This window comes from Acinetobacter sp. SFA (assembly GCF_001647535.1).
GTDB lineage: Bacteria > Pseudomonadota > Gammaproteobacteria > Pseudomonadales > Moraxellaceae > Acinetobacter > Acinetobacter pecorum.
Genome location: NZ_LSZI01000012.1, coordinates 197,498 through 215,718, shown reverse-complemented (window position 1 = coordinate 215,718; position 18,221 = coordinate 197,498). Strand labels below are relative to the sequence as shown.

At 42.6% G+C, this 18,221-nt stretch carries 19 protein-coding genes; 11 read left to right on the top strand and 8 right to left on the bottom strand.

Features of this window, described 5'->3' with window-relative positions:
- Positions 1-38: 38 nt before the first annotated feature.
- The 3 genes from AY607_RS06145 to AY607_RS06135 form a co-directional block, all read right to left on the bottom strand.
- Positions 39-1,178: a phospholipase A gene (locus AY607_RS06145; RefSeq protein WP_064096090.1), complete on the bottom strand. Its 1,140-nt coding sequence runs from the start codon at positions 1,176-1,178 to the stop codon at positions 39-41.
- A 21-nt stretch (positions 1,179-1,199) separates the two neighbouring features.
- Positions 1,200-4,139, bottom strand: a complete 2,940-nt coding sequence (locus tag AY607_RS06140; protein ID WP_064102069.1) for an insulinase family protein — start codon at positions 4,137-4,139, stop codon at positions 1,200-1,202.
- Positions 4,140-4,304: 165 nt separating this feature from the next.
- Complete coding sequence (locus AY607_RS06135; protein ID WP_064102068.1) at positions 4,305-4,757, bottom strand: GNAT family N-acetyltransferase; 453 nt, start codon at positions 4,755-4,757, stop codon at positions 4,305-4,307.
- A 276-nt stretch (positions 4,758-5,033) separates the two neighbouring features.
- On the opposite strand from AY607_RS06135, the gene AY607_RS06130 reads away from it, so the two are divergent.
- The 3 genes from AY607_RS06130 to AY607_RS06120 are packed head-to-tail and all read left to right on the top strand — an operon-like array spanning position 5,034 to position 6,995.
- Positions 5,034-6,038 (top strand): adenosine kinase, encoded by a 1,005-nt coding sequence (locus tag AY607_RS06130; RefSeq protein ID WP_064096087.1) that lies wholly within the window; start codon positions 5,034-5,036, stop codon positions 6,036-6,038.
- Positions 6,039-6,052: 14 nt separating this feature from the next.
- Positions 6,053-6,361 carry a Rieske (2Fe-2S) protein gene (locus AY607_RS06125; RefSeq protein ID WP_171255289.1) on the top strand — a complete coding sequence of 103 codons (309 nt, stop codon included), beginning with the start codon at positions 6,053-6,055 and terminating at the stop codon, positions 6,359-6,361.
- Between the two features lie 19 nt (positions 6,362-6,380).
- Positions 6,381-6,995: an OB-fold-containig protein gene (locus AY607_RS06120; RefSeq protein WP_064102168.1), complete on the top strand. Its 615-nt coding sequence runs from the start codon at positions 6,381-6,383 to the stop codon at positions 6,993-6,995.
- 60 nt (positions 6,996-7,055) lie between these two features.
- On the opposite strand, the gene AY607_RS06115 is transcribed toward AY607_RS06120, so the two are convergent.
- Positions 7,056-7,742, bottom strand: a complete 687-nt coding sequence (locus tag AY607_RS06115) for a YidB family protein (RefSeq protein WP_064096084.1) — start codon at positions 7,740-7,742, stop codon at positions 7,056-7,058.
- Between the two features lie 105 nt (positions 7,743-7,847).
- Positions 7,848-8,318 carry a DUF6231 family protein gene (locus AY607_RS06110; protein ID WP_064102066.1) on the bottom strand — a complete coding sequence of 157 codons (471 nt, stop codon included), beginning with the start codon at positions 8,316-8,318 and terminating at the stop codon, positions 7,848-7,850.
- Between the two features lie 34 nt (positions 8,319-8,352).
- On the opposite strand from AY607_RS06110, the gene AY607_RS06105 reads away from it, so the two are divergent.
- On the top strand, positions 8,353-9,222 hold the full coding sequence (locus AY607_RS06105; protein WP_064096082.1) for a DUF2797 domain-containing protein: 870 nt from the start codon (positions 8,353-8,355) through the stop codon (positions 9,220-9,222).
- 62 nt (positions 9,223-9,284) lie between these two features.
- Here the strand turns inward: AY607_RS06105 and AY607_RS06100 are convergent, their stop codons facing one another.
- The 3 genes from AY607_RS06100 to AY607_RS06090 all read right to left on the bottom strand — a co-directional run bounded on the left by AY607_RS06100 (position 9,285) and on the right by AY607_RS06090 (position 12,190).
- Positions 9,285-11,150 (bottom strand): SurA N-terminal domain-containing protein, encoded by a 1,866-nt coding sequence (locus tag AY607_RS06100; RefSeq protein WP_064102065.1) that lies wholly within the window; start codon positions 11,148-11,150, stop codon positions 9,285-9,287.
- Positions 11,151-11,280: 130 nt separating this feature from the next.
- Entirely contained in the window at positions 11,281-11,553 is a 273-nt protein-coding gene (locus AY607_RS06095; RefSeq protein ID WP_004279807.1) for an HU family DNA-binding protein, read from the bottom strand.
- A gap of 157 nt (positions 11,554-11,710) precedes the next feature.
- Positions 11,711-12,190, bottom strand: coding sequence for a phasin family protein (locus tag AY607_RS06090; protein WP_064102064.1), 480 nt, complete (start codon positions 12,188-12,190; stop codon positions 11,711-11,713).
- 203 nt (positions 12,191-12,393) lie between these two features.
- Between AY607_RS06090 and AY607_RS06085 the strand changes: the two genes are divergently transcribed.
- The 7 genes from AY607_RS06085 (at position 12,394) to hscA (ending at position 18,210) form a co-directional block, all read left to right on the top strand.
- Positions 12,394-13,044 (top strand): hypothetical protein, encoded by a 651-nt coding sequence (locus AY607_RS06085; RefSeq protein ID WP_064102063.1) that lies wholly within the window; start codon positions 12,394-12,396, stop codon positions 13,042-13,044.
- Between the two features lie 112 nt (positions 13,045-13,156).
- A complete protein-coding gene (locus AY607_RS06080; RefSeq protein WP_005096769.1) occupies positions 13,157-13,630 on the top strand; it encodes an Rrf2 family transcriptional regulator in 474 nt (157 codons plus the stop codon).
- A 1-nt stretch (position 13,631) separates the two neighbouring features.
- Positions 13,632-14,849 carry an IscS subfamily cysteine desulfurase gene (locus AY607_RS06075; protein WP_064096078.1) on the top strand — a complete coding sequence of 406 codons (1,218 nt, stop codon included), beginning with the start codon at positions 13,632-13,634 and terminating at the stop codon, positions 14,847-14,849.
- A 104-nt stretch (positions 14,850-14,953) separates the two neighbouring features.
- Positions 14,954-15,340 carry a Fe-S cluster assembly scaffold IscU gene (iscU, locus tag AY607_RS06070; RefSeq protein WP_004279815.1) on the top strand — a complete coding sequence of 129 codons (387 nt, stop codon included), beginning with the start codon at positions 14,954-14,956 and terminating at the stop codon, positions 15,338-15,340.
- A 34-nt stretch (positions 15,341-15,374) separates the two neighbouring features.
- Positions 15,375-15,695, top strand: a complete 321-nt coding sequence (gene iscA / locus AY607_RS06065) for an iron-sulfur cluster assembly protein IscA (protein ID WP_005107159.1) — start codon at positions 15,375-15,377, stop codon at positions 15,693-15,695.
- 102 nt (positions 15,696-15,797) lie between these two features.
- Positions 15,798-16,313 (top strand): Fe-S protein assembly co-chaperone HscB, encoded by a 516-nt coding sequence (gene hscB, locus AY607_RS06060; RefSeq protein WP_064096077.1) that lies wholly within the window; start codon positions 15,798-15,800, stop codon positions 16,311-16,313.
- 37 nt (positions 16,314-16,350) lie between these two features.
- Positions 16,351-18,210 (top strand): Fe-S protein assembly chaperone HscA, encoded by a 1,860-nt coding sequence (hscA, locus tag AY607_RS06055; RefSeq protein ID WP_064102062.1) that lies wholly within the window; start codon positions 16,351-16,353, stop codon positions 18,208-18,210.
- The last annotated feature ends 11 nt before the right edge of the window (positions 18,211-18,221 follow it).

The following is an 18,221-nucleotide window of genomic DNA, read 5'->3' as shown; positions in this document are numbered from 1 at the left end:
GTTTTTGTTTAATCCCAGGATGATTAAACCTTGGGATCTTAGAACCAGTTCATCAGGGAAATCCCTAATCCCACATAAGTGGCACGGTGATTATAATCAATCAGACTTTCGCCATAGCCGTCAAAAAGCTGGAATTGACCTCGCAAACGTCCACTAATCGGGAATGACCAGTCAAACTGTACTGCACCACGGTTATCATCTCCACCTTTTAAAGTATGACGCAGCATTAATGAAAAATCATGCTCGTTATATCGATAAAATGCAGTCATGTCTCCGCGTCCGATATAGTTTTTGATCTCGGGATTGTTATCGTCTTCCCGTTTCTCTTCAAAGCGATACCAAGGACGAACCATCAGGGCAAAATTGTCTTTTTCAAAACCAAAATTCAGCATCACCCGGTTCCAACTGCGCGATAGCGGATCAGAGCGGCCATTGGACTGATGGTTGAAAGTCAGGCCTAACATGCGCCAGTTCAGACCTAACAGGTCATAATTGGTACGCAAAACAAAACTGGCTTCTGGTTCATAATTGGTTTCACGAAATGGACGTGATTCTTCCGAGTTATACACCTGCCAACGCGAAGACTGGGTATAACCGAGCCAGAGATCACCATTATTTCCCAAGATATTTTCAACTGCCTTGGTCTTTAAAGACAATTGAAACTTCGCTTCAGTTGAAGTGAGATTTTGTTTCTCTGTCTCTGTATTGTTCGGGTTTTCACTTTGAGGGAATTCATTTTTTTTCGATGTCCAGAAACCTGGCATCAAATACACCGGTTGATAGGAACGAATGTTCCAGGTACCAAGTTTACTTTCCGGAGAGAGTTCCCAGCGACTATCCAGCAAAGACAGATTCGGCGTCAGCTTTGATCCTTCAGAGACATAAATATTGGAGACAGTTTTCCCAATTTTTTCTTTCAAATTATCGGGTTCAGGTGCAAGTTCTACCGCAGCACGACGCTCAGAAACGATTTCAGGCTTATCGGTTACCGGAATTTTAAATAAAGCATCATAGCAAGCCAGACGCTCTGCACTACTTTCTAGTGCGGCACAGGCTTCGGCCGTTGCCGGCATGGGGCTGTTAACTACTGTTTCTTCCGCATTCACTTGCGTCCCAACAGTACAGCCAAGCAAAACGCTCAGCTGTAGAGTTGAGCGCTTAATTGAATTAAGCGCCATTCCTTATCCTCATTTTTTTATTTATAGAACTTGTTGAATCACAAAACCAAGCTGCTCAAGCATTTCACGCTTTGCTACCGGTGCGACCACAGCCTTGGTTGCCTGCTGCTCGACCAGATAAGTCTGTGCAACACGCTTCAGGTCATCCAGCGTGACATGCAACAAACGTTCCCGAAGCTTTTTACGGAACGCTGGTGTGCGTTGATGCAGATAGGCATAACATGCAGTAATGGCTTCACCTGCTGGTGAACCCGGTTTATCCATGCTGGCAATCAGACCCAGAATGGCTTCTTCCAACTGGTGTGGCTGTTGTGGTGCATTGAGTAACCACTGGATACTGGCATCAAAATCCTGGAAAGTTTCTGCTAGACGTGGGTCACGATAGCTGTAGAAACGGAACGAACAGGCATTGCCGTCATAGCTCGCACCACCACCATAGGCACCACCTTTTTCACGAATGGCGCTGTGCAGGAAACCATTACGTAAATAACCCGCCAGTACCATCAATGCAGCAGCATCAGGGTGTGAGACTTCAACTGCCGGATAAGCAGCCGCACAGAACTGGACATTGGCTTGAATCAACCAAGCTTCGTGCTGATCATGGGTCAGTTTTTCGACTTGAGTCAGTGCAACCGGTGCTGGATCAACCGCAAGTTTGTCCCAGACATTCTGGATTTCTTCGATTAGATGCTCAGATTGTGGTTCTTCACACACTAGCAGGAATTGCTTTGGTGCTTGCAACAAGACCCGATGAATCCGTTTTAATTCATCAATCAGCAGATCATATTCAGCCGGATCTTTTTCGATCTTAGACACCAGTTCGATCAGCCAGTTCAATGCACCCAGACCGGTATTATGATAATCACGCAAAGCCAATGCACTATGCTGACGTGAAGCGGTCTGCATCGCATAACTATGTCCAGAACCGGAAATACGTGACTGCCAGCGCGTTTTACGCTGTTGTAGCAGCTCGATAATACGGTCTTTTTCATCAAAACGGAGCTGTTCAAAACCAATCTTCAACAGACGGATCGCATCGAGATGATTCACCAAAGATTTAGTGGTCAGGGTTAGCCAAGCAGTAATCTTGTTTTTGTCATCCACTTTCGAACGCAAAGACGCGCCCATGCCCAGACCACCGCTTACCGCTGTTTGCAGTTGCTGGAACTCAAGATAATCATACTCACCTGCACCGACTTCACCCATCAGGATTGAAAGCAGGTTAAAGTAAGGCGACTGCACCACTTCATCCGGAATATTAACCAGAACCTGTTGATAATAAATACCATTAGTACCGGCATGATACAGATTCAATGGCGTATCGACGTGGTTACAGATAATCTCCCGTAACTGACCTTGCACGATCTGTAATTCCGCAGGCACATCTTCCAGACCGACTTTCGGCAACAAGTTCAAGTCATCTGGTGTATCCTGACGCACATTTAATGCCTCAGTCTGCGCAATAATTTCAGCTTTTTGCTCTTCAGTCAGATTCTTGCCAATTTCAGCCAGACGTGCTTTTTCATCCGCTGCTTCTTTGGCAGATTTGGTCGCATCCGGAACCAGCGTCAGTTGGACACGATGTGGGTTATCCAGCAGATGCTCTTTGATCAGATTGGATAACCACATCGGATCTTGCAGTTCTTCTTTAACTGCAGCAATGGCAGAGTCCACATCCCAAACTTCGACCGGATCACGATGATGAATCGCGCTGCCCAGACCGCTCAGAATCAGGCTCAGACCATACGGCGTACCATCGCCATTGATTTCACGCTGATGCAATTCAATTTGATGCAGGATCGCATCGACCATGTTCTGATCAACCGGTTTAGATGCAACATCCTCCAGAACCTTGAATACACCATTTTTAAACTCTTCTGCATGCTCAGGATTTGAACCCTGCACCGCACAGTAGAAAGTCATTTCAAAGTTAGAATCATCCACGCCCATGAATGGGCCTGTTGCATCTGCATAACCACATGTTTCCAGATAATGACGCAGTGGTGATGCTGAATCTTCGAGCAGAATTCCTTCAACTAAACGCATACCTAAACGCAGTTTAATATCACTGGCTTCCGGCAATAACCAAGACAGCACATGATAGGTCTTGTCCTGCAGGTCTTCGGCATCAACCGCATAGCTGTCTGTAACCGTCAATGGTGCATTCAGGCGGGTTTCAGGTGTTGGATAGAGCGTCTGACCTTTTTCAAATTTGGACAATGCCAGATTTTCAAACTGTTCTTGCAGTTCAAATGCGGTTTTATTACCAAAAGTCATGAAGACTGCATTACTTGGATGGTAATGTGACTTATAGAAACCGACTAACTCTTGGTAAGTCAGATCAGGAATATCTTTAGGATCACCGCCCGAATTATAGTGATAAGTCGTATTTGGGAATAAATGATGCGCCAGCGTGTGATAAAGCTGATCTGAAGGCGAACTCATCGCCCCTTTCATTTCATTAAAGACCACGCCTTTATAGACAGGCTCACCATTTTCCAGCTCAATACGAATACCTTCCTGAGCAAAATCCAATGGATTCAGGTTCGCAGCAAATGCTGCATCCATATACACTTCGAGCAGGTTCTGGAAATCCTTGCTGTTTTGGGTCGCAAATGGATACGCAGTCCAGTCCGCCGCAGTAAAGGCATTCATAAAGGTGTTCAGTGAACGGCGAATCATCAGAAAGAATGGATCGCGCACCGGGAACTTTTCTGAACCGCATAATGCAGTATGTTCCAGAATATGCGCTTCGCCTTTAGAGTCCATCGGCTGGGTACGAAATGCGACCAGAAAGACATTTTCATCGTGATTGGTCGCCAGGTGATAATGTGTGGCGCCAGTCACTTTATGTTTATATTCAGACACGAAAATGTCTAAAGCTTCAACATGTTGTTGACGTACCAACTGAAACGCAGGATGTACAGTTTGAGAAATGGTTTCAGTGACATCTACAGTCATGCGATCTCCTAATGCTTTAATTAAAATAACTAAGAGCATTATAGCTTTAGTTATCTGAATTATTCACGTTGAAAACCGAGGATTTTGATCGAATTAAGTAAACTTGATCATTTGAAAATTAAATCATCAAATTTACCATCCAGATTCAGCTTAGGTACTATAAGCTTAGGCAATCAGATATTTAAAATAGTTATAGCTTGGATTATTTTCAACAAATACATAGTTCTGTTTTTGATAGAAACTGGCAGCCAGCCGGGTATCGGTTTGCAAGCATAAAGCGGAATAGTGCGGACGTGCCAGTTGTTCCAGATAAGCCAAAAGCTGCTTACCCACCCCATGTAGCCGATATTTTGGATGTACATAGAAGCGGCGCACACGGCCAATACGTTCCTCAATCCCATTATCGCCCCATTGCTGGTTGAGGCCACCACAGGCAACCAGTTTTTTACCGTCATGTGCGATCAGTAAATGCTCATTGGCTTGAGCAAAGCAGTTCTTCCCAGTGCGATATTCTTCAATTAACTTATCCATCACATCTAGGCCTTCTTTGCGCGCCAGCGTTGCGAGCGCTTCGATTTGGTCAGGAAGTTGTTCGACTTTTACAATTTTAATATCCATATACGCACGCTATTTAAAATGATTGTGAAAATGAGGTTCGCAGAACGACTTAAAAGTATCATACCAAGCCCGAATTATCCTTATAAATAAAAGTTCACACTTAAATCAATACTGATGAGTGCCGGCGCCTAAAAATAAGTCAAAACTTAGACCAAAGATAGCTCCTGAATAAAATACAGCATTTTTGAGAAATATTTGAAAATGATTCAGCAAACTACAGCATTTCCAAGCAATCGTGTAAACTTGATACTTTCATTTTTAATGTGATATTTGAACATGGCAAATGTTGATCTTTTTGCAATTGGTAATGCGCTGATTGACCAAGAATTTAAAGTTTCTGATGATTTCTTAAATGCACATCACTTGCAAAAAGGCACCATGCAACTTGCAGATGGTGAAACTCAGGCCACTCTTTATCAAAATCTTCAAGCGACTCAGGTGTATAAAGGACAGGCTTCTGGTGGTTCAGCAGCCAATACTACGGTAGCATTTTCAGCACTGGGTGGTTCTGCATTTTATGGTTGCCGTGTCGGTAATGACGAACTCGGGCAAATCTATCTGAAAGGTTTAAATGATGCTGGCATTGAGACTACAACCCAATCGATTAGTGAAGGTGTAACAGGTACCTGTATGGTGCTGGTCAGCCCTGATTCTGAACGCACCATGCATACCTATCTGGGTATTACGGCTGAACTGAGCAATACACAAATCGATTTCAGTCGACTGAATACAGCAAAATGGCTTTATCTTGAAGGCTATTTGTCGACTTCGGATACCGCACGGCAAGCTGTGAAACAGGCACGTGAAATTGCCCGTACTAACGGTGTTAAAATTGCTCTAACTTTATCTGATCCTGCCATGGTGCAATATGCCCGTGCAGGCCTTGATGAAATGATTGGCGATGGTGTTGACCTGCTACTGTGTAACCAGCAAGAAGCCTTGATGTACACCGAAACCGACAGTCTTGAGGCTGCTTTACTTAAACTGAAAAGCTTAAGTCAGCACGTTGTCATTACATTGTCAGCCGAAGGTGCACTTATTTCAGATCATGAGAACACCTTTAAAGTACCAGGCCGTAAAGTGACTGCAGTCGATGCAAATGGGGCTGGTGATGCTTTTGCCGGTGCTTTTCTGTACGGATTAAACGCCAATTTAGGTTTGCAAGCATCTGCAGAACTGGCAATTCTTATTTCCAGTCAGATAGTTTCACAATTTGGTCCACGCCTGGCAGTTGAAGACTATGCAGCCTTATTAAAAGACTTTCGAAAGGAATGTGCTTAATGTTTAAAATTTGCATGACGGAAGACATTCCAGAGCGTGAAGCACGCTCTTTTGAGCTTCCAGATGGTGATACAATTTTCATCACCCAACGTGATGGTGCATTTTATGCCTATCAGAATTTGTGCCCACATTTGCAGGTTGAACTGGAATTTCTGGAAAACCAGTTTCTGGATCGCGATCAGGAATTTATTGAATGTTCAACGCACGGTGCACTATTTCTGGTGGAAAGCGGTGAATGTATTTCTGGCCCTTGCCAAGGTCAATCACTTGAAAAAGTAGATATTACCGTGCATTCTGATGGTGGAATTTACCTCTCAGAATAAGACTAAAACGGACAACACCATGCCTGCATTGTTTCTAGACTATAATCTGATGCCTTTCCATCTCAGCTTATTGGCGATTATTCTGTTTGGCGTGGTGAAAACCGTTTGTTTCTATTTTGGGCTGAGACCCAGTAAAATTCTGCAAAAAATTTCACCCTATGATTTTCAGCATGTTGATCTGTTAAATGTGAAATTTTCAAAAACATTGATTGTATTTTTTTTCCTGATGAATTTCAGCTTTGCCGGCTATGTCTTGCAATTTCTGATTTATTCTCAGGAATTCAAGTTTCTCCCCGCTTATTACCTGATTATTCCCGCTTTGATCATTGCGACCTTTTTCACGATTTTTATGATTCACTGTCTGGATCAAGTCATTCCACCCAAATATAAAAAGAACAATGTCAATTTGCTTGGCCGGCTGGCAACGATTTCAAGTGGCAATGCCCGCCCCGGTTTTTCTGCTCAAGCACGGGTACGGGATGAATATGGGCAACTCCATTATGTACAGGTAGAACCGGAATTTGGTGAGCTTGGTTTTCAATCGGAGATTATCCTTATTCGCATAAGAAAATCTCATTATATAGCCAAGAAAATCTGCAAGTCTAACCAGCTGTTTAGCCTAAATCTGGATTAAATATCAGGTCATTTCTCATATTCAAAATCCTGACGGCTATCAGGATTTTAGTTTACAGATTTATTTTTTGAGAAGCCCCGAAACCATACTTAGTACATTTTGTATATCGCTGTTGGCTTCCTGCTTACTGGTCTGTTCACCTTGTGGGGTAAGAGAGTCAATAATCTGCGGCAATACCTGTGAAATAGCACCATATACATCTTGCTTAGGGGTATGAGTTTGCTGCGCTACCTCTTCAACTTCCTGCTCATCGAACAGGTTTTGTACCTGCTGCGGATCAACATGAGCATTTTCACCGGGACCTGTCGATACCCAATCGTCTACCTGACGAGTAAGGCCTTGGCCTTTTAGCTTGTCCAAGGCACCCTGCAAGCCACCCTGTTTTTGTATCCAGGCCAACACCAAAGGCAACACAGCGATCAACAAAGTTTTGCCGGTAGAACTCCCCCCGAAACCTGAGCGAGGTTGAGAGGTGCTTTGACTACTGGCACCACCACCTAGCTGACTGAGAACCGAACCTAAAATTGCACTCAGGCCATTTTGGCGTGTTTGCTGACCGGTTTGATTCTGTTGATTTTGGGTTTGTTGGGTTTGTTTATTTTGCTGAGGATTGGACTGGTTTAAATGCCCTAATACTGAGCCTAGAATATCTGCCAAGCCGCCCTGTTGTGAAGTTTTCTGCTGCGATTGTCCGCCACCTAATGCCTGCTTTGCTAATATTTCCACAATATTACTTAGGTTTGTCATGTCCTATATCCTATGTGCATCTTAACTACAGGATACGGCCTGCCTTTACATTGTCTAGGCCAGATTGTGTTAATATTTGCAATCTTGATAAAGCAGGTTTTCGGCTTACCAGCGAAATTTATCCCAGTTTTCCGGGTTAGCCCAAAACTTGGAATTAAACCAGTCTGGCACATGTTTATAGGTTGAAATATTAAATTGCCACAGCGCAAAATCTGCCTCATGTGCGGTCTTGTCGATCAACTGGGTAAATCCCAGAGCTCTCAATAATTTTTCGTTGTGCAAACGACTGACTACCACCAGACGTTTGGCAAACAAATCACGCAATTTCACCAGAATTTGACTCATCATCTGTTCAGACAAAAGTTCAGTTTCTGTGGTATCCAGCCTCACCACAGCCACGTCATAACGTTGTTGAAAAGGCAGATTTAAAAAGTCAGATACGCTAAAATGGTACCATTGAATAGCTGGCTGAAACTGGACTTGGCTCAAGTCCTGCCCAATACAAATAGCAGTATGAATTGGCTGTTCCCGTGCGAAATCGTCTAGCATCGAAGTAATGACATTCTGCTCAGCCATAACTGCACCCTTATGATTTAAGTGAGTAATTTTTATGGAACTTCAGGGCATTTGTCATAAAATGCACGTCGGCCTCAAGGACCTTAGTGTAACTGAACAACAGTTACAACGGGCAAATGTTGAATATAAATTAATTCTGGATCGTGCAGAAATTGATCTCCCGTTTAATTTAGGCGAGGAAATCGAGATTGAATGGACAGGGAATATTTACTGTGTGTCTTGTGGTAAAAAAACCTCCAAATCATTCTCACAAGGTCACTGTTTTAAATGTTTTAAAACCAATGCTTCATGTGATATGTGCATCATGAAGCCAGAAACCTGTCATTATCATTTAGGCACTTGCCGCGAAGATGAATTTGCACAGAATGTCTGCTTTCAGCCACATATTGTTTATTTGGCCAATTCTAGCGCATTAAAGGTCGGTATTACCCGTACCAGCCAAATGCCGACCCGCTGGCTTGATCAAGGTGCCACCCAGGCCCTGCCGATTATGAAAGTGGGCTCACGTCGTCTTTCTGGAAAGCTTGAGGTCATGTTTGGTACGCAGGTAGCTGATAAAACTGACTGGCGCAAGCTACTCAAAGGTGAAGCAGAACCCCTTAACCTGATTGAAGTGCGTGAACAGTTGCTAGAAGAATTTGCACCAAAAATTCAGACGATCCGTGAAGAATTTAATCAGAATTTGCAGTTTAATGAAAATATTGAAGTGCTTGAAGATGAACTGCCACGTGAGTTTATTTATCCCGTAGAGGAATATCCGGAAAAGATTAAATCGCATAATCTGGATAAAACTCCCGTGATTCGCGGCAAATTACAGGGAATTAAAGGCCAATATTTGATTTTAGATACTGGCGTGATCAATATCCGCAAATATACCGGTTATGAGCTGATTATACGAACTTAAACCATCATTGCCACAAGCATAAAAAAACCAGCCTGCAGGCTGGTTTTTTGGTTAAGATCATCTTATTTGATTTTTGCCTGCGATTTCAGATAACGCGTATAGTCATCAAATTCCTGCTGACCACGAAGTTGCTGATATAACTTCACCAACTCACTACGTTGCTCTGCACTCAATACATCTACCGGGTTCTTCTTCACTTCTGATACTGCAACTACAACCAGCTCATTTGGCATTTTCGTTGTCGTTACTGACCAGTAACCTGCTTTTGGTGTCGGAAGACTAAATGCTGCGCGCTGTACATCGCGTTTTAGCAAACCTTCAGCACGTGTGTAAACACCAGCATCTTCAAAGATCAAATCACCTTTTGCAACAGCTGCAGCCGGTTTGGTTTTAAACTCATCCAGAGCTTTCTGAATTTTTGCTTTTGCCAATGCAGCTGCTTTGTCTTCAATCAATAGCGTTTTAACCAGCGGTTTGGCTTCTGCCAGTGTCTGTTCACCGGCTGCATGATAATCACGTACCTTGATCCAGGCTACATCACCATTGGCCAGCTGGATACTGGATGAAGCATTACGATCACCATTTTTAACATCCTCATTGAACAGTTTGACTTTGAGGCTGGCATCGCTCAGCACTGGATCTCGGGTCGAAAGTTTTACCCCTTGGGCTTTCTGAACCTGTACACCTTTGACCTCTTGAGTAACGACATCCAGAGAATCACTTCCTACCACCATATCATTCAGCGTATTGACCATATCGGAGAATGCATTGGATTTTTTAGCAGCCAAAACTTCTTTAGATAAACGCGCTTTTTGTGACTCAAAAGAAGGAACCACAACATCTGGAGTTTGTACAGAAATAATATGATATCCATAATCTGTTTTCACCGGTGCAGACACCTGACCCGATTTTAAAGAACCAACTGCCTGGTCAAATGCGGTACCGAATACGCCTTCTTCATAGACAGCAATTGCGCCACCTTTCGACTTGGAATCAGGGTCTTCAGAATACTGTGCGGCAGCCTGGGCAAAACTTGTTCCAGCTTTAATTTTTGCTACAATTTCAGTTGCCAGTTTTTTTGCTTCTGCATCACTACGACTGTCCGCCGTAATTAGAATATGCTTCACCTCTGGTTTAACTGCCTGTTTTTGTTTAGCAACAAAAGCTGTATAGGCTTCCTGAAGTTCAGCATCTGTCACCGCTAAACTCTGTGCCTGAATATCGCTTGGCTTTAATACCACATAGTCCACATCTACACTGGTGGGCTGCTTAAACAGGGGTTTATGTTTTTCATAATAGGCAGCAATTTCTGCATCAGTTACTTTGACGTCTTTTTTATAACGATCCAGATTAATACTCGAAATATAAATATGGCGTTGTTCAGTTTGCAAATCAGCAATCTGCTGCATTTCGACCGGGCTCACCAGCGGATAATCCAGAAAAGTCGATGACAGCATCTTCAGTGCATGATCTGTACGTAAACTTTCGATCAAAGCACGATTGGTCATGCCAATTGATTTCAGATAGTTTTCATATAAAGCATTGGAGAACTTGCCATCTTGCTGGAAAGTAGGCTGTTGGGCGATCATCTGTTCAATCTGCTGGTCACTGAGACTGATTCCCAATTTTTCAGCCTGTTGCAACAATAAAGTACGGGCGACCAGCGTATCCATGGCTTTTTGGTCGATGAAGCTTTGATTCAGTAAAGTTTCATCCCCATTGGCATAACTGAGATATTGTTCTTTAAATGATTTCGTCAGTGTCTCTAATTCTTTTTGAGATATTTCAGTTCCGTTTACTGATTTTGCTGCATCAGAACTTCCGCCGCTAAAATATCCTTCAATACCTACAAGTGCTAACGGGGTCAAAAATAGAACGAGCAAGACTTTGCCCAACCAGCCCTTAATAACTTTACGAAAAGCTTCCATAAGTATTCCAATATTTTATTTGCCAAGGATTTTAACCGAAAATACCCATTGAATGAATGTGTTAATCATCTCAATTAAATTTATTAATAAAAAACGCGCCAAATAAGGCGCGTTTTGTCGCTAGAAAGACTTAAGCTACAGCGTCTTTTAAGCCTTTACCTGCTTTGAAACTAGGTACTTTGCTTGCTTTAATTTCAAGAGTAGCACCAGTTTGTGGATTACGGCCAGTACGTGCAGCACGTTCTTTCACGCCAAAAGTACCAAAACCGACTAAAGTTACAGTATCACCCGATTTTAAAGCTTCAGTAACAGAAGCAATTGTAGCATCTAAAGCCTTACCTGCGTCAGCCTTAGATAATCCCCCTTTCTCTGCAATTGCATCAATTAATTCTGATTTATTCATGAAGATTACGTCCTCTTAATATCGTTTATTTAAGGTTCAAGAATTGGTTTAACATGCCATAACGCCTTTATAGCAATGCTTTAGGTATAAACGCAATACTTAAGAACCTCTTTTTTTTCAAAAAATATGCGAAAAAAACATTGAATAATAAATAAAGTCATTTTATTTGTGTTTTTTTCGATAATTCTTCTTTCATTTTTTCTTGTTCCGCAGTCAATTGATCAACTTTGGTATGCAACTGAAGGATTAAACGTTCCAAATATTGTACATCCTTCAGTGTGACTAATCCTATACGATTCAATGAATGATGAACAGAGTTGTCAATTAATTTTTCCACTTTGTCTTTGGTGTCGATAACCGACTCTTTGGCTTTCTCCGAAACCTTTTCTACAGTTTGATCAGCAATATCGACAGTTTTAGATTCCAGTTCTTCACCCACCTTGACCAGCGAGTCAAACAGTTTATTGCCTTCTTCTTCTGCACGCGAAAATGCCCCCAGCCCTGCCAGCCAGATCTGTTTGGTGTATTTACGAAAATCAAGAACCGATTTGCGCTCTGAGGCAGATTTGGACTTGGCTTTTAGCGTTTTCTCATTCGAAGCTTCCGTTGAATCTTGTGCTGTTTTTGACTTGTCCATGTGCACGGCTCCTGCTTATTTTCCACTCAATTATTATAAATTATTCTACAAAATCACTGCATAATAGCAAATTTAGTACTTGATAGATTTGGTAAACTGTTCTACAAAGCAATTTATTTCAAGTCTAATTTGATTTAACCCTGAAATCTTTTTACAGGCAGGAAGCTTTTTCACTTTATATTTCAGGTAAGGATTGGTTGTATATGAGCGAATCGCAACAAAGTCAAAATCAACCGCATTTGTTGCTTACGATGATGTTAATTGTTCTTGAAACAATATTTACCTTCATTCTCAAGCATGATCGTGTCGTTGCTCTACAGGCCAAAAAGTTTGTAGATGAAAATATCTCGGTTAAAATCAATAGCTATATTCCATATTTTGACTTTTATGTGCAATTCACCCCAAACGGGCTATTGTTTGACCATAAAGCACCAGGCCGCATTGTAGATCTGGATGTACGCACGACCCTCCCTGACCTGATTAAAATTTTTATTTTTGGCAATCGTCGCAGCATCCGCAATATGCGCATTGATGGTCATCAGGTTTTAAAAGATGAGTTTCGTGATCTGTTAACTGTATTTAGTTTACCAAAAGTCTTGGCTGACTGGAGGCACTGGCTGTCCGAGGCACCTACAGATGAGACAGAAATTGTTGCCTCTAAAAAGCGTATTGCACCACTTCTAAAGAAAATTGAAGAGCAACGTTCCAAGATCAATACCTTGCAGGTAGAAGTTAAACAGTACAGAAACCGTCTGAAACGGATCGAGCAGCGTCAAAAGCGCATTAATATTGCTTTTGGCGTGAGCACCATACTTTTGATTACGTTATTAGTGTATAATTGGCTGAGTGTGTAAATCTTTCATTATCCAAAATTTAAATCCCACTAAGGTCTACCAAAAATAACTTGACTATTTTAGTCGGGATTCTTAGAATTGACACATCTAGTCTAACCATGTGTATCGAATCATGCGCCTAACCACTCGCGGTCGCTACGCTGTGACTGCTCTGCTTGATCTAGCTTTACAGCCTTCTGAAAAAACGATTACGCTCGCTGAAATTGCGGCACGCCAAACTATTTCTGTCGCGTATCTTGAGCAGTTATTTGCAAAACTCAAACGCCATGGCTTAGTTTCAAGTGTTCGCGGAGCAAATGGTGGTTACCATTTAGCACGCAATGCAGATGAAATTACAGTATTAGCAATTATTGAAGCTGTAAACGAAACAGTTGATGCGACTCGATGCGACCATAAAGGCAACTGCCAGAATGGCGCAATGTGCTTGACTCATGATTTATGGCAGGAACTCTCCCATCACATTGCCGATTATTTAGCAAAAATCTCGCTTGCTGATCTGGTTGCGCGTGACAATGTACAAACCGTGTCATTACGCCAAAATTCAGCCCCCTTTGATTCAGCCCTTTTATCGGTTACAGGTATTTGACATGAAACGTCCGATTTATCTTGATTATGCAGCTACAACTCCTGTAGATCCTCAGGTTGCTGAACGTATGATGGAATGCTTAACATTCGATGGTACCTTCGGTAATGCAGCATCTCGTTCACACGCATATGGTTGGCAGGCTGAAGAAAAAGTTGAATATGCGCGTGAGCAAGTTGCCAATTTAGTTAAAGCTGATCCGCGTGAAATCGTATGGACCTCAGGTGCGACCGAGTCAGACAACCTTGCAATTAAAGGTGTAGCTCATTTCTATGCATCTAAAGGTAAACATATTGTTACCTCTAAAATTGAACATAAGGCAGTTTTAGATACTTGTCGTGAACTTGAATCTGAAGGTTTTGAAATTACCTATATTGAACCACAGCCTAAAACTGGTTTAATTACACCTGAGATGGTACAGGCAGCGATTCGCCCAGATACGATTCTTGTTTCCCTGATGATGGTAAACAATGAAATCGGTACTGTGACTGATGTTGCAGCGATTGGTGAAATCACTCGCGCCAACAAGATTTTCTTCCATGTCGATGCGGCTCAGGCAGCGGGTAAAGTTGAAATTGATCTTTCGACTTTAAAAGTAGACCTGATGAGCTTCTCTGCGCACAAAATTTATGGTCCTAAAGGTATCGGTGCATTATTTGTCCGTCGCAGCCCGCGTGTACGCCTTAAAGCTGAAATGCATGGTGGCGGTCATGAACGTGGTATGCGTTCAGGTACGCTGGCAACGCATCAAATCGTAGGTATGGGTGAAGCTTTTGAACTTGCGGGTAAAAACCTGGAAGCTGAACAGACTCGTATACGCGTACTTCGTGACAAGCTTTGGAATGGCCTGCAAGATTTGGAACAGGTTTTCCTAAATGGTCACCCGACTCAAAACGTTGCAAACTACCTCAACGTAAGTTTCAACTTCGTTGAAGGCGAATCTTTGATGATGGCATTGAAAGATGCTGCGGTATCTTCAGGTTCAGCATGTACATCTGCAACACTTGAACCATCTTATGTACTTCGTGCGCTCGGTCTTTCAGACGAGCTTGCACACAGTTCGATCCGCTTCAGCTTTGGTAAATACACCACTGAAGAAGATATCGATCACGTATTGACTATCACTAAAGCTGCTGTTGAGAAGTTACGTGAACTTTCTCCGCTTTGGGATATGTATAAGGAAGGTATTGACCTTTCTAAAGTTGAGTGGGCTGAGCACTAATTTTCATCCTGAGATAGTAACGAATCCGTTGCTGTCTCATTGAGAAAAATTTTTTTACCCCCATATTTAATACTAAGGCTGACCCCGAGGTTTGGAGAAGCAACATGGCTTATAGCGAAAAAGTAATTGATCATTACGAAAACCCTCGTAATGTTGGCGTTTTAGACAAAAATGCTGAAAACGTTGGTACTGGTATGGTTGGTGCGCCAGCATGTGGTGACGTAATGCGTTTACAGATTCAGGTAAACGACGAAGGCGTGATTGAAGAAGCACGTTTCAAAACTTATGGTTGTGGTTCTGCCATTGCATCAAGTTCACTGGTGACCGAATGGCTCAAAGGTAAAACTTTGGATCAAGCTCAAGCGATCAAGAACATTGATATTGCAACTGAACTTGCACTTCCACCAGTAAAAGTACACTGCTCTGTTCTTGCTGAAGATGCAATTAAAGCAGCTGTAGAAGACTACCGTAGCAAGAAAGTTAAAGCTTAATTGTTCCACGTTTTGAAATTTTAACGGAGTTTTCATGATCCATTTAACTGAAAATGCTGCAACTCATATCAGCAATTATTTAAAAAATCGCGGTAAGGGTGAAGGTATTCGCGTTGGTGTGAAAACTTCAGGCTGTTCTGGTCTGGCTTATGTGCTCGAGTTCGTCGATGAAGTCGATGCACATGATCAGGCTTTTGAACAGTTTGGGGTTAAAGTATTCGTTGACCCGAAAAGTCTGGTTTATCTTGAAGGTATGGAGATGGACTACGTTAAAAACGGCTTGAACGAAGGCTTCGAATTTAACAACCCCAACAAGAAAGGCGAATGCGGTTGTGGTGAGTCCTTCACTGTATAAACCCGACAGTTATTCTCTTTGACATTAAAACAGTGTGTTTCACACTGTTTTAATTGCATTTATACAGTTATTTTTGCACATTAATCGCGGATCACCTCTCCCATGAATCATTTTGAGCTGTTCAACCTTCCTGTAGCACTCGATATTGATTTGGCGGCTTTAAAGACTGAATTCTTAAAGTTGCAGCAACAATATCACCCAGATAAAGCTGAAGACAAAGATCAGGCTCTGATTAAATCAAGTGATATCAATCAGGCATTTAAAGTCTTGTCAGCGGTCGATAGCCGTGCAGCGTATTTACTGTCTCTCAAGAAACAGGATTATCACTTAGATCAGTCGATCAGTGATTTTGAATTCTTGCAGGATGCTCTGGAAATTCGTGAACAACTGGACGATGCAACTTCTGCTGAAGATTTAACCTCACTTAAACTCGAAGTCCAGCAATGGATCGAGGGTCTGGTTCGCGAGTTTAAAATTGATTATGCGGATGAAGACTGGGCTGAAGCACGCGATACAGTGCGTAAACTACGTTTCTTTGTCAAAGTCATGGCCGATATCGACAAAGCGGAAGACCGCTTCCTGGACGATGACAGCTTTGATCTTGATGATGATTTCTAATTTTTTTTAATATTTAACGTGCAAAGGATGTAACACTATGGCTCTCTTGCAAATTGCAGAACCAGGTCAATCAAGTGCACCACATGAACACCGCATTGCGATTGGTATCGATTTAGGCACCACCCACTCTTTGGTTGCCACGGTTCTTTCAGGTAAAGCCAAAGTACTTAATGACGAACAAGGTCGTGTGCTACTTCCTTCTATCGTGCATTATGCAGAACAACAGACTCAATACGGCAATGAAGCAGCGCCTTTCATTATTACTGACCCGAAAAATACCATCGTTTCTGTGAAACGCTTCATGGGTCGTTCAAAAGCCGATATTAAATTCCAGCATCCCTATACATTGTTCGGTGAAGCGAATGAAATGCCGGCTTTTGAAACTGTACAGGGACGTAAGACTCCGGTTGAAATTTCTGCAGAAATTTTAAAGCAGTTAAAAGACCGCGCTGAAGCAAGCCTGCAAAATCCGGTCAATGATGCAGTCATTACTGTTCCAGCTTACTTCGATGAAGCGCAGCGTCAGGCAACCCGTGATGCTGCCCAGCTTGCCGGTTTGAATGTTTTACGTTTATTGAACGAACCTACTGCGGCAGCTGTGGCCTATGGTCTTGATCAAGAAAGCAACTTAAGTACAGATCGCAACTATGTGATCTATGACTTGGGTGGCGGTACTTTTGACGTTTCCATTCTGCGTTTTTCTCAAGGTGTATTTGAAGTTCTGGCAACAGGTGGCCACACTGCGCTCGGTGGTGATGACCTGGATCGCTTAATCCTGAAATGGTCCAAAAAACAGCTGAATATCGATACTTTGAATGATACTGAATATGCACATTTCATTGTCGCTGCGCGCAAAGCCAAAGAAGCTTTGTCGGATGCAGATTCAGTTCAACTCCAGCTGCTTGATCAAGTATTAACACTGGATCGTCCGACATTTGAAGACATCATTAAAGTTGCTTTAGACAAAACCATCAGTGTCTGCAAACGTGTGATGCGTGATGCCAAGCTTGAACTGAATGACATTCAGAATGTCGTTTTAGTCGGTGGTTCAACACGTTCTTATGCGGTACAAAAAGCTGTGCGTGAAGTGTTCAACCAAGAACCGCTATGTACTATTAATCCGGATGAAGTGGTGGCGATTGGCGCATCAATTACTGCGAACCAATTGATTGGCAATTCAACCGATGGTTCATTGTTATTGGACGTGACCCCATTGTCTCTTGGTCTTGAAACCATGGGCGGACTGGTTGAACGTTTAATTTCGCGCAACACCGCAATTCCGGTGGCTCGTCGTCAGGAATTTACCACTTATCAAGATGGCCAGACTGCCATGTTGATTCATGTGGTTCAAGGTGAACGTGATCTGGTTGAACACTGCCGCAGCTTGGGCCGATTTGTGCTGCATGGCATTCCACCAATGACTGCTGGTCAGGCACGTATTGAAGTGACGTTCCAGGTCGATGCAGATGGCTTGCTGACTGTATCTGCCAAAGAAACCACCTCTGGTGTGAATGCCCATATCGATATCAAGCCATCTTATGGTTTATCGGGTGAAGATACTGAACGTCTACTGCTAGAGGGTTATAAGTTCGCTGAAGAAGATAAAAATCTTCGTCATTTGAATGAAACCAAAGTTGAAGCACAGCGTGAGCTGGAAGCACTGATTCAGGCACTCAAGGTAGATGCTGCCCTTTTAACGGAAGATCAGCTTGCAGCCCTGCAAACCGCACAAACCCAACTTGAAACTGAACTTCAGGGTTCAGATATCAAAGCAATTGAATCTGCCGTTGAACAGCTTAAAATACATAGTGATGCTTTTGCAGCAGCACGTATGAATCAACATATTGATGCTGCTCTCAAGGGTACTAAACTCGACGACTGGTCAAACTCAAACTAATTTAAGGTAAC

What these genes read in the sequence shown, in the direction of transcription:
- hscA (WP_064102062.1), top strand. Translation starts at nt 16,351, where the DNA reads ATGGCTCTCTTGCAAATTGCAGAACCAGGTCAATCAAGTGCACCACAT.
- AY607_RS06140 (WP_064102069.1), bottom strand. Translation starts at nt 4,139, where the DNA reads ATGACTGTAGATGTCACTGAAACCATTTCTCAAACTGTACATCCTGCG.
- AY607_RS06105 (WP_064096082.1), top strand. Translation starts at nt 8,353, where the DNA reads ATGGAACTTCAGGGCATTTGTCATAAAATGCACGTCGGCCTCAAGGAC.
- AY607_RS06075 (WP_064096078.1), top strand. Translation starts at nt 13,632, where the DNA reads ATGAAACGTCCGATTTATCTTGATTATGCAGCTACAACTCCTGTAGAT.
- AY607_RS06095 (WP_004279807.1), bottom strand. Translation starts at nt 11,553, where the DNA reads ATGAATAAATCAGAATTAATTGATGCAATTGCAGAGAAAGGGGGATTA.
- AY607_RS06085 (WP_064102063.1), top strand. Translation starts at nt 12,394, where the DNA reads ATGAGCGAATCGCAACAAAGTCAAAATCAACCGCATTTGTTGCTTACG.
- AY607_RS06135 (WP_064102068.1), bottom strand. Translation starts at nt 4,757, where the DNA reads ATGGATATTAAAATTGTAAAAGTCGAACAACTTCCTGACCAAATCGAA.
- AY607_RS06120 (WP_064102168.1), top strand. Translation starts at nt 6,381, where the DNA reads ATGCCTGCATTGTTTCTAGACTATAATCTGATGCCTTTCCATCTCAGC.
- iscA (WP_005107159.1), top strand. Translation starts at nt 15,375, where the DNA reads ATGATCCATTTAACTGAAAATGCTGCAACTCATATCAGCAATTATTTA.
- AY607_RS06125 (WP_171255289.1), top strand. Translation starts at nt 6,053, where the DNA reads ATGACGGAAGACATTCCAGAGCGTGAAGCACGCTCTTTTGAGCTTCCA.
- AY607_RS06080 (WP_005096769.1), top strand. Translation starts at nt 13,157, where the DNA reads ATGCGCCTAACCACTCGCGGTCGCTACGCTGTGACTGCTCTGCTTGAT.
- AY607_RS06145 (WP_064096090.1), bottom strand. Translation starts at nt 1,178, where the DNA reads ATGGCGCTTAATTCAATTAAGCGCTCAACTCTACAGCTGAGCGTTTTG.
- AY607_RS06115 (WP_064096084.1), bottom strand. Translation starts at nt 7,742, where the DNA reads ATGACAAACCTAAGTAATATTGTGGAAATATTAGCAAAGCAGGCATTA.
- AY607_RS06130 (WP_064096087.1), top strand. Translation starts at nt 5,034, where the DNA reads ATGGCAAATGTTGATCTTTTTGCAATTGGTAATGCGCTGATTGACCAA.
- AY607_RS06110 (WP_064102066.1), bottom strand. Translation starts at nt 8,318, where the DNA reads ATGGCTGAGCAGAATGTCATTACTTCGATGCTAGACGATTTCGCACGG.
- AY607_RS06100 (WP_064102065.1), bottom strand. Translation starts at nt 11,150, where the DNA reads ATGGAAGCTTTTCGTAAAGTTATTAAGGGCTGGTTGGGCAAAGTCTTG.
- iscU (WP_004279815.1), top strand. Translation starts at nt 14,954, where the DNA reads ATGGCTTATAGCGAAAAAGTAATTGATCATTACGAAAACCCTCGTAAT.
- hscB (WP_064096077.1), top strand. Translation starts at nt 15,798, where the DNA reads ATGAATCATTTTGAGCTGTTCAACCTTCCTGTAGCACTCGATATTGAT.
- AY607_RS06090 (WP_064102064.1), bottom strand. Translation starts at nt 12,190, where the DNA reads ATGGACAAGTCAAAAACAGCACAAGATTCAACGGAAGCTTCGAATGAG.